The organism is Dolichospermum lemmermannii CS-548 (genome assembly GCF_028330815.1).
Taxonomy (GTDB): Bacteria; Cyanobacteriota; Cyanobacteriia; order Cyanobacteriales; family Nostocaceae; genus Dolichospermum; species Dolichospermum lemmermannii.
This window is the reverse complement of record NZ_JAQMTJ010000291.1, coordinates 1-12,201: the sequence shown is the minus strand read 5'-3', so window position 1 is coordinate 12,201 and position 12,201 is coordinate 1. Positions and strand designations below refer to the sequence as shown.

Annotated in this window: 15 protein-coding genes and 1 rRNA gene; 13 read left to right on the top strand and 3 right to left on the bottom strand. The window is 36.1% G+C overall.

Annotated elements, in window-relative coordinates; translation table 11 throughout:
* Positions 1 to 109 (top strand): 5S ribosomal RNA (rrf, locus tag PN450_RS20255); the annotation flags it as partial.
* 62 nt (positions 110 to 171) lie between these two features.
* On the opposite strand, the gene larE is transcribed toward rrf, so the two are convergent.
* Positions 172 to 996, bottom strand: a complete 825-nt coding sequence (larE, locus tag PN450_RS20250) for an ATP-dependent sacrificial sulfur transferase LarE (RefSeq protein ID WP_148766237.1) — start codon at positions 994 to 996, stop codon at positions 172 to 174.
* A 222-nt stretch (positions 997 to 1,218) separates the two neighbouring features.
* Between larE and PN450_RS20245 the strand changes: the two genes are divergently transcribed.
* From PN450_RS20245 to trmFO, 8 genes are all read left to right on the top strand, one after another.
* Positions 1,219 to 2,451, top strand: coding sequence for an AAA family ATPase (locus PN450_RS20245; protein WP_417033762.1), 1,233 nt, complete (start codon positions 1,219 to 1,221; stop codon positions 2,449 to 2,451).
* Positions 2,448 to 3,101, top strand: coding sequence for a retron system putative HNH endonuclease (locus PN450_RS20240; protein ID WP_148766241.1), 654 nt, complete (start codon positions 2,448 to 2,450; stop codon positions 3,099 to 3,101). Before PN450_RS20245 ends, PN450_RS20240 begins: the two co-directional genes overlap by 4 nt.
* A gap of 9 nt (positions 3,102 to 3,110) precedes the next feature.
* Positions 3,111 to 3,842 carry a hypothetical protein gene (locus PN450_RS20235; RefSeq protein ID WP_148766243.1) on the top strand — a complete coding sequence of 244 codons (732 nt, stop codon included), beginning with the start codon at positions 3,111 to 3,113 and terminating at the stop codon, positions 3,840 to 3,842.
* A 600-nt stretch (positions 3,843 to 4,442) separates the two neighbouring features.
* Entirely contained in the window at positions 4,443 to 4,859 is a 417-nt protein-coding gene (locus tag PN450_RS20230) for an element excision factor XisH family protein (protein WP_271837362.1), read from the top strand.
* Positions 4,847 to 5,182, top strand: coding sequence for a XisI protein (locus tag PN450_RS20225; RefSeq protein WP_213712161.1), 336 nt, complete (start codon positions 4,847 to 4,849; stop codon positions 5,180 to 5,182). Before PN450_RS20230 ends, PN450_RS20225 begins: the two co-directional genes overlap by 13 nt.
* A 76-nt stretch (positions 5,183 to 5,258) precedes the next feature.
* A complete protein-coding gene (locus PN450_RS20220) occupies positions 5,259 to 5,489 on the top strand; it encodes a type II toxin-antitoxin system HicB family antitoxin (protein ID WP_193891708.1) in 231 nt (76 codons plus the stop codon).
* Complete coding sequence (locus PN450_RS20215; protein ID WP_271821016.1) at positions 5,482 to 5,700, top strand: type II toxin-antitoxin system HicA family toxin; 219 nt, start codon at positions 5,482 to 5,484, stop codon at positions 5,698 to 5,700. Before PN450_RS20220 ends, PN450_RS20215 begins: the two co-directional genes overlap by 8 nt.
* Before the next feature lie 31 nt (positions 5,701 to 5,731).
* The gene (trmFO, locus tag PN450_RS20210) at positions 5,732 to 7,054 is read left to right on the top strand and encodes an FADH(2)-oxidizing methylenetetrahydrofolate--tRNA-(uracil(54)-C(5))-methyltransferase TrmFO (RefSeq protein WP_271837361.1); all 1,323 of its coding nucleotides are present in this window, start codon (positions 5,732 to 5,734) and stop codon (positions 7,052 to 7,054) included.
* A gap of 19 nt (positions 7,055 to 7,073) precedes the next feature.
* On the opposite strand, the gene PN450_RS20205 is transcribed toward trmFO, so the two are convergent.
* Positions 7,074 to 7,367, bottom strand: coding sequence for a hypothetical protein (locus PN450_RS20205; RefSeq protein WP_041458064.1), 294 nt, complete (start codon positions 7,365 to 7,367; stop codon positions 7,074 to 7,076).
* Between the two features lie 274 nt (positions 7,368 to 7,641).
* On the opposite strand from PN450_RS20205, the gene PN450_RS20200 reads away from it, so the two are divergent.
* From PN450_RS20200 to PN450_RS20185, 4 genes are all read left to right on the top strand, one after another.
* Positions 7,642 to 8,883, top strand: a complete 1,242-nt coding sequence (locus tag PN450_RS20200; RefSeq protein ID WP_271837364.1) for a M16 family metallopeptidase — start codon at positions 7,642 to 7,644, stop codon at positions 8,881 to 8,883.
* 14 nt (positions 8,884 to 8,897) lie between these two features.
* The gene (locus tag PN450_RS20195; RefSeq protein WP_271837360.1) at positions 8,898 to 10,169 is read left to right on the top strand and encodes a M16 family metallopeptidase; all 1,272 of its coding nucleotides are present in this window, start codon (positions 8,898 to 8,900) and stop codon (positions 10,167 to 10,169) included.
* Positions 10,170 to 10,328: 159 nt separating this feature from the next.
* Positions 10,329 to 11,099 (top strand): peptidoglycan-binding domain-containing protein, encoded by a 771-nt coding sequence (locus PN450_RS20190; protein ID WP_271837359.1) that lies wholly within the window; start codon positions 10,329 to 10,331, stop codon positions 11,097 to 11,099.
* 21 nt (positions 11,100 to 11,120) lie between these two features.
* Positions 11,121 to 11,474 (top strand): phage holin family protein, encoded by a 354-nt coding sequence (locus PN450_RS20185; RefSeq protein WP_015080630.1) that lies wholly within the window; start codon positions 11,121 to 11,123, stop codon positions 11,472 to 11,474.
* On the opposite strand, the gene PN450_RS20180 is transcribed toward PN450_RS20185, so the two are convergent.
* Positions 11,471 to 11,896 (bottom strand): cobalamin biosynthesis protein, encoded by a 426-nt coding sequence (locus tag PN450_RS20180; RefSeq protein ID WP_168695402.1) that lies wholly within the window; start codon positions 11,894 to 11,896, stop codon positions 11,471 to 11,473. The two genes, PN450_RS20185 and PN450_RS20180, sit on opposite strands and share 4 nt — an antisense overlap.
* Between the last annotated feature and the right edge of the window lie 305 nt (positions 11,897 to 12,201).

Below are 12,201 nucleotides of genomic sequence, written 5' to 3'. Positions count from 1 at the left end.
TATGGCGCGGTGGAACCACACTGATCCCTTCCCGAACTCAGAGGTGAAACGCTGCTGCGGCGACGATAGTTTAGGGGTAGCCCTCCGTGAAAATAGCTCGATGCCAGGTTTAATATTTACAACTACAAAGCCTCCTCTATTCTTTTAGAGGGGGTTTTGTTTTTTGGGTTGTTATTTACTCAAAGCGATTTGAGGTAAAACCTGATTTAATTTACCACTACGATAACCTTCTAAATCTAAGGTGACATAGATAAATCCCCAAGTTTGAAATGCAGATACTAGAGTTGGTAAATCTGTGTTCGAGACAAAATCTTTAATTTTATCTGGTGATAATTCAATTCTGGCTGTATCACCTTCGGAACGGACTCGTAAATTTTGCCACCCTAAATTTCGCAAATAAATTTCGGCTCTTCCTACTCGCTGCAATTTGGCTATGGTAATTTCTTCACCATAGGGAAAGCGCGAACTTAAACAGGGTTGAGCGGGTTTATCCCACCAAGGTAAACCTAATTGTTGGGAAATTTGCCGAACTTCGGCTTTAGTCACGCCAATTTCTGCTAAAGGCGATCGCGCACCTCTTTCTTTTGCAGCTTGAATTCCGGGACGATAATCATGTAAATCGTCTGCATTTACACCATCTACCACATAGGGATAACCTAGTTCTAAAGCCAAAGGTTTGAGGGTGTCGTGTAATTCACTTTTACAAAAATAACAACGATTTACTGGGTTAGATGTGTAATTAGGATTGTCCATTTCCTGTGTTTGGACAATTTTATGAGATATTCCGATAGTTGCGGCTTGAATTTTCGCGTCTTCTAATTCTTCTGGTAATAGAGAAGGAGAAACCGCAGTTACAGCCAAAGCGCGATCGCCTAACACATCATAAGCAATCTTAGCCACCAATGTACTATCAACCCCCCCAGAATAGGCTATTAAAGCCTGTTCCATTTCTGTAAATAACTCTTTTAACTGCTCTAGTTTTTCTGTCCAACTCATTCTACTAAAACCCCGTAATGCCTAACCACTTCTATTTTAATCATTAGTTATTCTTAGATCACGAATATTTTCGAGAATTTATTACCCAATATGTCAACTACCGATGATAATATTCTTCATAATCTATGCTTTACTTACTATTGAGTGAATTACAAAGATGAGATAAAATGTCATAAACTTAGCTAATTTTTCTTGAGAACTATGAGAATTAAACAGTTAAAAATGCAATCTTTTCGCGGAATTGGTGATTTAACAATAGATTTTGATGAAAAAGAACCAACAGTATTTATTGGTATTAATGGTGTAGGTAAATCAAGTATTCTTGATGCTATTTGTTTATTACTTTCTTATTTTATTCACTGGATAGGAGGTACTGTTGATTCTGAGAACGTTAAAACATTTAATGAATTTGATATTGCTAATAAAAATATTATTACAAAATTGGATATTAAAATATCATATCGTGGAGAAGATAGTTGGACAATTTACCGAGAACGCGATGGAGTTACCAAAGTATCAGGACACGAAAAGAGACAAAATGCTTGTGATGGGATTTGGAGACATTGGTATAATGAGCCACAATATAATATACCTCTAATAGTTTATTATCCTACTAATCGAGCAGTGATTGATATTGATTTAGAAGTTCCTATTCAGTCTGAATTTAAACAAATAGATTCTTATGATAAAGCTCTAGCAGGTGGTAGGATTAGCTTTTCTCATTTATTTCAGTGGTTTAGAAATAGAGAAGATATAGAAAGTGAATTACGTCTAGAAAATAATTCTGATTATCGAGATAAACAATTAGAAGCAGTTAGACAAGCCATATCTTCATTAATGCCGAATTTTACTAAATTGCGTGTACGTCGTTCTCCTTTGAGAATGACATTACAAAAAGATGGAGAAGAATTAATAGTTAATCAATTATCAGATGGGGAAAAGTGCTTATTAGCAATGGTAGGAGATTTAGCGAGAAGATTAGCTATTGCTAACCCAGGGTTAGAAAATCCTCTTGATGGTTTCGGAGTAGTTTTAATTGATGAAATTGAATTACATTTACATCCAAAATGGCAAAGAGAAATTATCCCAGCTTTAACTAGAACATTTTCCAAGTGTCAATTTATAGTTACTACTCATTCTCCTCAAGTGATTAGTCAAATTAAACCTCAAGGAATTTATATTCTAGAAAAAACAGATACAGGTATAATTGCTAAACGTCCTGAAAGTTCCTATGGTAGAGATAGTAATCAAATATTAGAAGATTTAATGGATGTTCCTGAACGTCCACAGGAAATTAAAGATCCTTTGCTAGAGTTGTTTAGATTAATTGATGAAGGAAACTTAGAAGCTGCTAAAGAATTGAGAAGAGAGTTAGCTGAAATAATTGGTGAAGATGAAGCACAATTTGTAAAAGCGGATATTTTAATTAGGAGAAAAGGACTTTTACGTAAATGAAATATATTCAAAAAAGTGCAGAACCAACTAGTTTATCTACATGGAAAATCAAGCAAGGTGCTAAAATTCCTACTTGGAAAAGTTTTGGAAGAACTGTAGTTAAAGGTCAGCTTTTAGAAATTTTATTAAAAGAACAAGGTTATATTTGTTGTTATTGTGGTGTTGCTATAGATAAAGGAAGTTGTCATATTGAACATTTTAAACCTCAAGGTATAGATGAAACTGTGAAATTTGATTATTTTAATCTTATAGTTTCCTGTCAAGGAGAAGATCAACAACCCCGTGTTCCTGTACATTGTGGACATCAAAAAGATAATTGGTATGATGAAAAGTTGTTAGTTTCACCGTTAATAGCAAATTGTGCAGAGTTTTTTAAATGTTCTGCTGCTGGTGAAATTTTACCGACAGAAGAAACTATTAAAAAACTTGCTGCTGAAACAACAATAGAAAAATTAGCTTTGAATATTCCCAAGTTACAAAGAATGCGTAAAGCTGCAATTGATGCGGAATTAGAATTATTAGCAGATGAGGATTTTAATGAAGAGGAAATCAGGAATATTATTAAGGATTATTTAGAATTGAATAATGACGGAAAGTATCAACCATTTTGTGCTGCCATTGTTTATATTTTGGAAAATTATTATTTGTAATCATTAAAAATGACAGACACATCTACAGATAATCAAGATAATCTGACAAATATATCAAAAATATTATGGGATAACCGTTTAAAACCTGACAATTCTTGGAAAGATAACCCTAAATGTAGTGAAATACAGCAAAAATTATTACTTTTTAACCCTAATCATCCTGACAATCCAGAACATATTGATAAAGTTATTAAATGCGTAATTAGAGGAGTGCGTCTTACAGAAGAAGCGATTAATTGGTATGAACCTTCTATTGGAGATACTCAAAAGCGCGGAGACATAGATAAGATAAGGGGAGTTCAATGGCGACTTGTAATTGCCTATAGTGGATTTGAAATTACGACTAAAGCATTAATGAATAATTTCGAGAGAGGAAAACCTCTAGATATTCCTAACTTTATCAAAATGTGCAGTCTGCCAATTTACAATCCTCTTGATACACCAAATCCCAAGAAAAAAGAAAATCTTGATAAATGGCTTGCAAAAGATCAAGATGCAATTGCTGAATTTCTGTCAGTAACTGCTGGGGATAAAAAAATCATTGAACGTTGGATTATTAAAGCTAATTCTATTTCTTCTTGGGAGGAAGCTCTTAAACTTGCTAAAGCTCTAAGAAACGCATCCGCGCATGGGTTTCTTTCGGCAAAAAAAGTTCAGGATTGGCAACTTAAGCCAGGATTGTCTACTCTTGCTGATAACTTGGGTGAAATTATGGCTGCTGGATTAAAAAAATTGATTTAGTAAATTGAATAAGATCCTCAACTCCTTAGAGAAGTCGGGGATCTGAACTTTTTCATTATTAAAAACATGGGTATTGACATTTGCTACTTAAATATGTATTCTTTAAAAGAATGTATATAAAATTTACTTGTAAACACAAGTAAGGCTTAAAACTTAAAACGGATTGAGAACCCGTAAGAGGGATCGGATTGAGAATCTGAAAGGGATATCAAATCTATTCCGAATATATACATGGTAAAACTTAGCTTTTAAGCTTTAAAACTAGCTTTTAAGTTTTAAGATAAGAATACACGGTGAACTCATGGCATCAAGCATAATAACCACCGTGTATTTCCCATTGGTGTCATAAAAAATGGTGAATAAAAAAATACCCGACTTCTTTAAGCAGTTGGATATCTGAGTTTTTAGTGATATGTTCAAAAAATAGATATTGACGTTTGCTATTTAACTGTTTATAATTAGTAGTTAAGAAATATGCGGTGAACTCATGGCATCAAACATAGTAGCCACCGTATATTTTTCAGCTTTTAATCAAAAATTAAATAAGTAAATAGCTTCGATTGCGATACCAGCATTACTGTAAAAATAGACCCATGATAAATGTCCAGAAAAGACATCTTCCATGATTTAGTCAAAGATGCCCTCACTCAAGATGGTTGGACTATCTCTGATGATCCTCTATACTTAAGTATCGGCAATTTGAATATTCAAATTGACTTAGGGGCTGAATGTCTGATTGGTGCAGAGAAAGATCGTCAAAAAATCGCCGTTGAAGTGAAAAGCTTCCTCAGAGCTTCAAAAATTACAGATTTCTATGGTGCTTTGGGACAATATCTATCTTACAAAATTGCCCTAGAGGAAAACGAACCAGATCGCATATTATATCTAGCAGTTCCCGATTCAACATATCAGTCATTATTTGGAGAAGTTCTCATCCAAAAAGTCCTACAAAACTATCCTGTTAAACTAGTTGTCTATGATGAAGTAACAGAGGTAATAAAATTATGGATAAACTAAATTACTATCGCCAATTTTTGCGAGAATTTCTCACGCAATACGCAAATTACGGCTCAGAAGATCAAAATATGGAAACCCAATTGATCTTTGATACAGAAAATGATCATTACCTTTTATTGCGAACTGGTTGGGATAAAAAACGCCGAATTCATTCCTGTATATTTCATTTTGATATCAAAGATGGAAAAATCTGGGTTCAAGAAAATAATACAGATATTGATGTTGGTGAAGAACTAGAAGAAATGGGAATCTCTAAACAAGAAATTGTCATAGGTTTTCATTATCCCGCACTGCGACAACATTCAGAATATGCTGTTTCTTAATTTGAAATTTAGCATTTAAAATATCTGACGATAAGCAGTATAATAATATAGATATATTAAGGAGTTTACATATTCTATGCCAACTATTAAACAAAGATTTACTGTAATTATTGAAAAAGAAGACAATGGGTATGTTTCCCTTTGTCCAGAATTAGATATTGCTAGTCAAGGAGATACCATTGAAGAATCAAAAGATAATTTAAAAGAAGCAATTGAATTATTTTTAGAATTTGCTTCACCTTCAGAAATAAAAAATCGTCTCAAAAGCGAAATTTTTATTACTAATTTGGAGGTTTCTGTTGGGTAAATTACGCGTACTATCAGGTAAAGAAATCTGTAAAATTTTACAAGATAATGGCTTTACAGAAGTTAGACAAAAAGGAAGTCATATTGTTATGCAAAAAGTAATAGAAGACTCTACTCTCACTGCTATTGTACCTAATCACTTATCTGTTAAACTTGGTACATTAATGTCAATTATTCGACAATCTCAACTACCTCGTTCTTTATTTGAATAATAATTTTATCGAAAATCTATCTCAAATCACTATGACACAACAACCGATACAAGTAATTGGCGGCGGACTCGCAGGAACAGAAGCAGCATGGCAAATAGCCCAAGCCGGCGTGCCTGTGATTCTCCACGAGATGCGCCCTAAACGGTTCAGTCCTGCCCATCATACCGAAAATTTGGCAGAATTGGTCTGTAGTAACTCCTTTGGGGCTATGGCCAGCGATCGCGCTGCCGGTCTATTACACGAAGAACTCCGCCAACTCGGTTCTATTGTCATCTCCAAAGCAGATGAACACGCAGTCCCTGCTGGTGGGGCTTTGGCGGTAGACAGAGGACAATTTGGCGAAGATCTAACCCAAACCTTAGCAAATCATCCTTTAATTGATTTCCGACGCGGTGAAGTTAAAGAAATTCCCGAAGGTATCGTTGTATTAGCTTCTGGACCTTTAACCAGTCCCGATTTAGCCGCAGATTTACAGCGATTTACGGGGATGGAATATCTCAACTTTTTTGATGCTGCGAGTCCAATTATTGTCGGAGATTCTATCAATAAAGATATTGCATTTATGGCTTCTCGTTATGATAAAGGTGAGGCAGCTTATCTAAATTGTCCGATGAATAAAGAGCAGTATTTACAATTTCGATCAGCACTTTGTCAAGCAGAACAAACGGAATTAAAAGACTTTGAAAAAGAAACAGCGAAATTTTTTGAAGCTTGTTTACCAATTGAAGAAATGGCGAGAAGAGGTGAAGATACCATGCGTTATGGACCTCTCAAACCAGTGGGTTTATCTGATCCTCGCAATGGAGAACGTAACTATGCGGTAATTCAATTACGACAAGAAGATAAAGCCGGTCAACTTTGGAATATGGTCGGATTTCAAACTAATTTGCGGTGGGGTGAACAAAAAAGAGTTTTTCAAATGATACCTGGATTGGAAAAAGCCGAGTTTGTCAGATTAGGAGTAATGCACCGCAATACTTTTTTAAATGCACCGCAGTTGATGTCTGCAAGTTTGCAATTTAAAGAACGTCCAACTTTACTAGCTGCGGGACAATTAATAGGAACAGAAGGTTATACTGCTGCATCTGCTGGAGGTTGGTTAGCGGGAACAAATGCAGCGCGGTTGGCTTTAGGAAAAGAACCCCTAATTTTACCTATTACAACGATGATGGGGGCATTATTTGAGTTTATCAGATCCGCTGCACCAAAACATTTTCAACCGATGGCTCCTAATTTTGGAATTGTGCCAGATTTGGGTGTGAAAATTAAGAGTAAACCGGAAAAATACGGACGTTACCGCGATCGCTCTTTGGCAGATTTAGCAACTTGGAAAATGGAAAATTTAGCCGTTTAAATTAATAGGAGGAAGTGTTTTAATCTTTCTCCTTCAACATCACTAAACCATGTATTCCCACTGCTGTAATCACACCTCCCAATAATCCCCAAGTAGCATCAGCAAAAACATTAATTCGATGGGCTAAAGCTCGATGATATGCAAATTGTAAAGTTCTTTCATTAGGCTTTTCCTCTTTTACCAATTTTTCTAAATAATTTTCAGCTTTTATTAGTGCGTCATAATCAGTACCAAAATAATAAAGGGATATCAATACTACCAAGAAACCAGGGATGGCTAAAGTAAGTAATAAAATTCCTGGGCGTGTCTTCATAAAAACGATATTATTAAATACCAACTAACAACTGATGAAAAAGACAAGCTGACTGCTACCAACGCATCTATCGAGGAAAAAATGCCAGCGTGGATAGTCGTTTTTCTCATTCTATCAATATTACCTATTTGGGGAACATTATTTATCCATAAAACTTGTTGATTTACTAAATTTCTACAATTTGGCTTTCTTTTCCGTTAAATTCAAGGTTAGAATGACAAAATTAAATTGTGGTTGAAACTAGAAAAAATTGCTAAAACAACTAACTAACAACGTGTTTCCCGGTTCAGTTATCAAATTAGATAACGGCTTGACATTCATTCACCAAGAAATATCCACTACACCCGTAGTCATAGCTGACGTTTGGGTGCGTGCGGGAGCTAACCTAGAACCAGAACCTTGGTTTGGAATGGCACATTTTCTAGAACACATGATTTTCAAAGGTACACCAAACTTGCTGCCTGGAGAATTTGATTATCATATTGAAAAAATTGGTGGTGTGAGTAATGCCGCTACCAGCCACGATTATGCCCATTATTCGATTACAACCGCTGCTAATTACCTAGAGCATACTCTACCACATTTGGGAGAATTACTCCTGAATGCAGCCATTCCTGACGATGAATTTATCAGAGAACGGGATGTGGTGCTAGAAGAAATCCGTTCTTACAACGATGATCCTGATTGGGTAGGTTTTCAATCTCTTGTTAAAAATATTTACCAAAACCATCCTTACGGACGTTCTGTGCTAGGAACTGAGCCAGAATTAATGCAGCATTCCCCCGAAGCTATGCGCTGTTTTTATCGCAGTTATTACCAACCAGAAAATATGACTGTGGTTGTGGTGGGGGGAATTGGTGAAAAAGCTGCGAGGGACTTGGTAAACCGGACATTTGTAGATTTTCCGCAACGTGATCATTGTCCCCAATTTACCAAAATTGTAGCACCGGTAATTTCAGGAATTCGTCGTCATGAGTTAATTTTACCTAGACTGGAACAAGCGCGGTTAATTATGGGTTGGAAAGTGCCAGGAGTAGAAGAATTTCGGGCTGTTCATGGTTTAGAATTATTATCAGCACTGTTAGGAGAAGGGAGAATTTCTCGATTAGTATCTGATTTGCGGGAAGAAAAGCAACTTGTTCAAGACTTATGCTGTGATTTCTCTTTACAACAAGAATCAAGTTTATTTACAATTACGGCTTGGTTGGAATCAGAATATCTGGAACGCGTTGAAGAGTTGATTTGTGATCATTTACAAGAATTGCAAAATCAAGAAATTAGCAAGCCAGAACTAAATCGTATTCAGCGGTTTTTATGTAATGATTATGCCTTTTCTACAGAAACACCAGATCAGCTAACTAATTTTTATGGTTATTATCATACCATTGCTAACGCTGAATTAGCTGTTACCTATCCCCAAGAAATCCAGTCTTTCAATCCTCAAGAACTGCAAAAATTAGCTCAACAATATCTTTCCCCAGCTAATTATGCTGTGACAATTCTCAAACCTTGTTAATTATTAAGTAAAAAATGCAAACTATTAATAGTCGCTCTCTGATTCATCGCACCGTATTAAGTAATGGCATTGTTTTATTAGTCTCAGAAAATCAAGCTGCTGATATTATTGCGGGACGGATTTTTATTCGCGCTGGTAGTTGTCATGAACAGCGAGAAAAAGCTGGTTTAGCGCATTTGTTATCAGCAGTAATGACAAAGGGATGTGATGGTTTATCGAGTTTAGAAATTGCCGAAAAAGTTGAATCTGTGGGAGCTGGTTTAGGTACAGATGCAGCCACAGATTATTTTTTGCTATCGTTGAAAACAGTAACTGCTGATTTTATTGATATTTTAACATTGGCTGGACAATTATTGCGATCGCCTACCTTTCCCGAAAACCAAATAGAATTAGAAAAGCGATTAGCAATCCAAGATATTCGTTCCCAAAAGGAGCAACCTTTTGGACTGGCTTTTGAACAACTGCGTCAGGTAATGTACCCAAATCATCCCTACTCCATGTCAGTTTTAGGTGATGAAACAACCATGAGCAGCATTACCCGTGATGACTTAGTAGAATATCACCAAACTCATTTCCGTCCTGATAATATTGTGATTAGCATTGCTGGACGCATTACACCAGCACAAGCAGAGAAATTAGTAAATAAGATTTTTGGTGATTGGCAAATACCAAATTCCACCAAACCTACTCTTAATTTACCACCAATTACTGGATCACCTAAATCTTGCCTGAAACCCTTAAATACACAACAATCAATTATCATGTTGGGTTATTTAGGACCATCAGTAACTAACCCAGAATATGCAGCCCTCAAGTTACTTGCTACCTATTTAGGGAATGGTCTTTCTAGTCGTTTATTTGTAGAATTGCGAGAAAAGCAAGGTTTAGCTTATGACGTATCTGCTATTTATTCGACTCGACTTTTTCCCGCTTCCTTCGTGGTTTATATTGGGACAGCACCGGAAAACACCAAAGTTGCTTTTAATGGACTTCGCCAAGAAGTAGAATTATTATCTACCACCGAACTGTCAGCAGAAGCATTACAAACTGCTAAAAACAAAATTATCGGTCAATATGCGTTGGGTAAACAAACTAATGGACATATTGCACAGATATATGGTTGGTATGAAATTTTGGGTTTAGGAATTGAATTTGATCAAAAGTTTCCCGAATTAATTAATAATGTCACTGCAACGGAGGCAATGACAAACGCTTGTAAATATTTACAAGCACCATACTTATCTCTCGTTGGACCAGAAGAAGCCATTCAGACAGCTACTTTCTAAAACCTTAAATTGCGTAGGTTGGGTTGACGTCAGGAAACCCAACAAAATCAAGTCTTGGAAATATTCGATTATGTTTTATCTTCACACCAAAAAGATTAAAGGCAAACAAAGCGATCGCCACAGGGTAAGATCAGCATCGGAAAGTTATACAAAAATTCTATGAAATTTAGTTTGATAGCAAGTATTCCCAACTACATGAGCGCAAATTCTTGGTATTGCTTACTCTTGTTAACCACCACACCCGCGTTAATTAGTTCCTCTGCTTTTATATCAACAGCAGCACCGGTTAAAATTGCCCAAGTCAACACAGAAGTTAAAATTAATCGTCCTCCTCTAAACTTAGGTAGTCAGGGTGAACGAGTTACAGAACTTCAAGCCGCTTTGAAGATTTTGGGCTTTTATTCAGGTGCTGTGGATGGTACATATCAACAAAGTACCATTATTGCCGTTGCCCAATTTCAGCAAGCTGCTGGCCTAAATCCCACTGGTAATGTAGATAATATCACTTGGCAAAAACTGTTTCCCAGCCCATCAAATATTATTACTTCCGCACCTAATGCTGCCAGTAGTTTTACGACTGTTCCTACCCAACCGACCAGATTCACAAAACCACTGACTACTAAACGCACCACCAATCAGCCTAATTCTAGTATTCAACCCACTCCTCTCAATCAACAAATGCCCGGTATTCAATATACTCCCCAAGGATGGCCAATTTTACATTTAGGTACAAGTGGACCGGAAGTAATTAAATTGCAAAAACAACTCAAAATCCTGGGGTTTTTAAATGGTAAAATAGATGGAGATTTCGGAAGATCCACAGAAGCCGCAGTCAAAGCTGCTCAAACTCGTTATGGTTTAAAACCTGATGGTGTTGTCGGTGGTGGTACATGGAAAGTGTTCTTGAACCGCACTTCCCAGTCACGTTAATCTTGTTCTCGTCATCAAACTATGAAGCACTTTCTTTTAACTTGGATAGGGACTGCGGTAGCATTATTAATTACGGCTAAAATTGTTCCGGGAATCATTCTCACTAGTTTTGTTGCTGCCTTAATTGCCGCTGTTGTGATTGGTTTAGTAAATGCCATTGTGCGACCAATTTTGCAGATTTTAGCATTTCCCATCACCTTAATTACTTTGGGTTTATTCACCCTAGTGATTAATGCCTTAACGCTATGGTTTGCCAGTGCGATAACTCCCGGTTATGGTTTTGAAATTCGGGGTTTTATTCCTGCTTTTTTAGGTTCAATTGTTTTATCAATTGTTTCTGGTATTATTAATCAGATTGTTAATGCAGTTGATTAAAATATCAGGTTTTCACTTTTAGCAACGGCTACTGTGATTGTTGCTGGTGCTTCTGGTAATCGGAAAATCTGTTTAGGAACTAATAACATTATTTCCTTAGATGTGATTTCTGAAGCTGCAAGAATCGCGGAAGCCTCTGCTACGCTAGATGTTCCCACTAACTTAGTAATAGTATTATTAGGATTGGGAACAAATACATTATTTAAAAGTTCCGCACTAAAGGTTTTTAAAGGTAGTTTTTCTAAGTTACAAAATTCCAATAAACCAATTTCTGAGGCTTTTTTATCAATAGTTGCAATTCCAGCTATTTCATGATATATAAGTTGATTTTCCTGAAAAACTTTTTTGATTACTAAATTAATTAATTGTTGGGAAATTCCTTTTTGACAACCAATTCCTACCCATAATTTTTTTATAACCATATTATCCACTTTCTTTGACAACACTAATAAATGGGGTTTAGAAATAGCGGGCAAGATGCCCGCACTACAAGATTGATAATATTTCTCCAGAAAAATGGCAAAGGTATTGCTATTTAGGGCTTGCTGAAAAAGTCTTTTCGTGAGGGCTAGGAGTCAGGAGTCACCGAGTCAGGAGTCAGGAGGAAGAATTAGAAGGAGAGAAGAATAGTCTCAAATTTCAGAAAGTGATAGGTTTTTAATGGTTTCAATCCTTATTCCTTGCACCTAATTCACTTTTTTAACCGGGAAACTCTTAATCTATCTAG

Excerpts from the sequence above, each read along its gene's own strand:
- larE (WP_148766237.1), bottom strand. The coding sequence starts at position 996 with ATGAGTTGGACAGAAAAACTAGAGCAGTTAAAAGAGTTATTTACAGAA.
- PN450_RS20245 (WP_417033762.1), top strand. The coding sequence starts at position 1,219 with ATGCAATCTTTTCGCGGAATTGGTGATTTAACAATAGATTTTGATGAA.
- PN450_RS20240 (WP_148766241.1), top strand. The coding sequence starts at position 2,448 with ATGAAATATATTCAAAAAAGTGCAGAACCAACTAGTTTATCTACATGG.
- PN450_RS20235 (WP_148766243.1), top strand. The coding sequence starts at position 3,111 with ATGACAGACACATCTACAGATAATCAAGATAATCTGACAAATATATCA.
- PN450_RS20230 (WP_271837362.1), top strand. The coding sequence starts at position 4,443 with ATGTCCAGAAAAGACATCTTCCATGATTTAGTCAAAGATGCCCTCACT.
- PN450_RS20225 (WP_213712161.1), top strand. The coding sequence starts at position 4,847 with ATGGATAAACTAAATTACTATCGCCAATTTTTGCGAGAATTTCTCACG.
- PN450_RS20220 (WP_193891708.1), top strand. The coding sequence starts at position 5,259 with ATGCCAACTATTAAACAAAGATTTACTGTAATTATTGAAAAAGAAGAC.
- trmFO (WP_271837361.1), top strand. The coding sequence starts at position 5,732 with ATGACACAACAACCGATACAAGTAATTGGCGGCGGACTCGCAGGAACA.
- PN450_RS20205 (WP_041458064.1), bottom strand. The coding sequence starts at position 7,367 with ATGAAGACACGCCCAGGAATTTTATTACTTACTTTAGCCATCCCTGGT.
- PN450_RS20195 (WP_271837360.1), top strand. The coding sequence starts at position 8,898 with ATGCAAACTATTAATAGTCGCTCTCTGATTCATCGCACCGTATTAAGT.
- PN450_RS20190 (WP_271837359.1), top strand. The coding sequence starts at position 10,329 with ATGAAATTTAGTTTGATAGCAAGTATTCCCAACTACATGAGCGCAAAT.
- PN450_RS20185 (WP_015080630.1), top strand. The coding sequence starts at position 11,121 with ATGAAGCACTTTCTTTTAACTTGGATAGGGACTGCGGTAGCATTATTA.
- PN450_RS20180 (WP_168695402.1), bottom strand. The coding sequence starts at position 11,896 with ATGGTTATAAAAAAATTATGGGTAGGAATTGGTTGTCAAAAAGGAATT.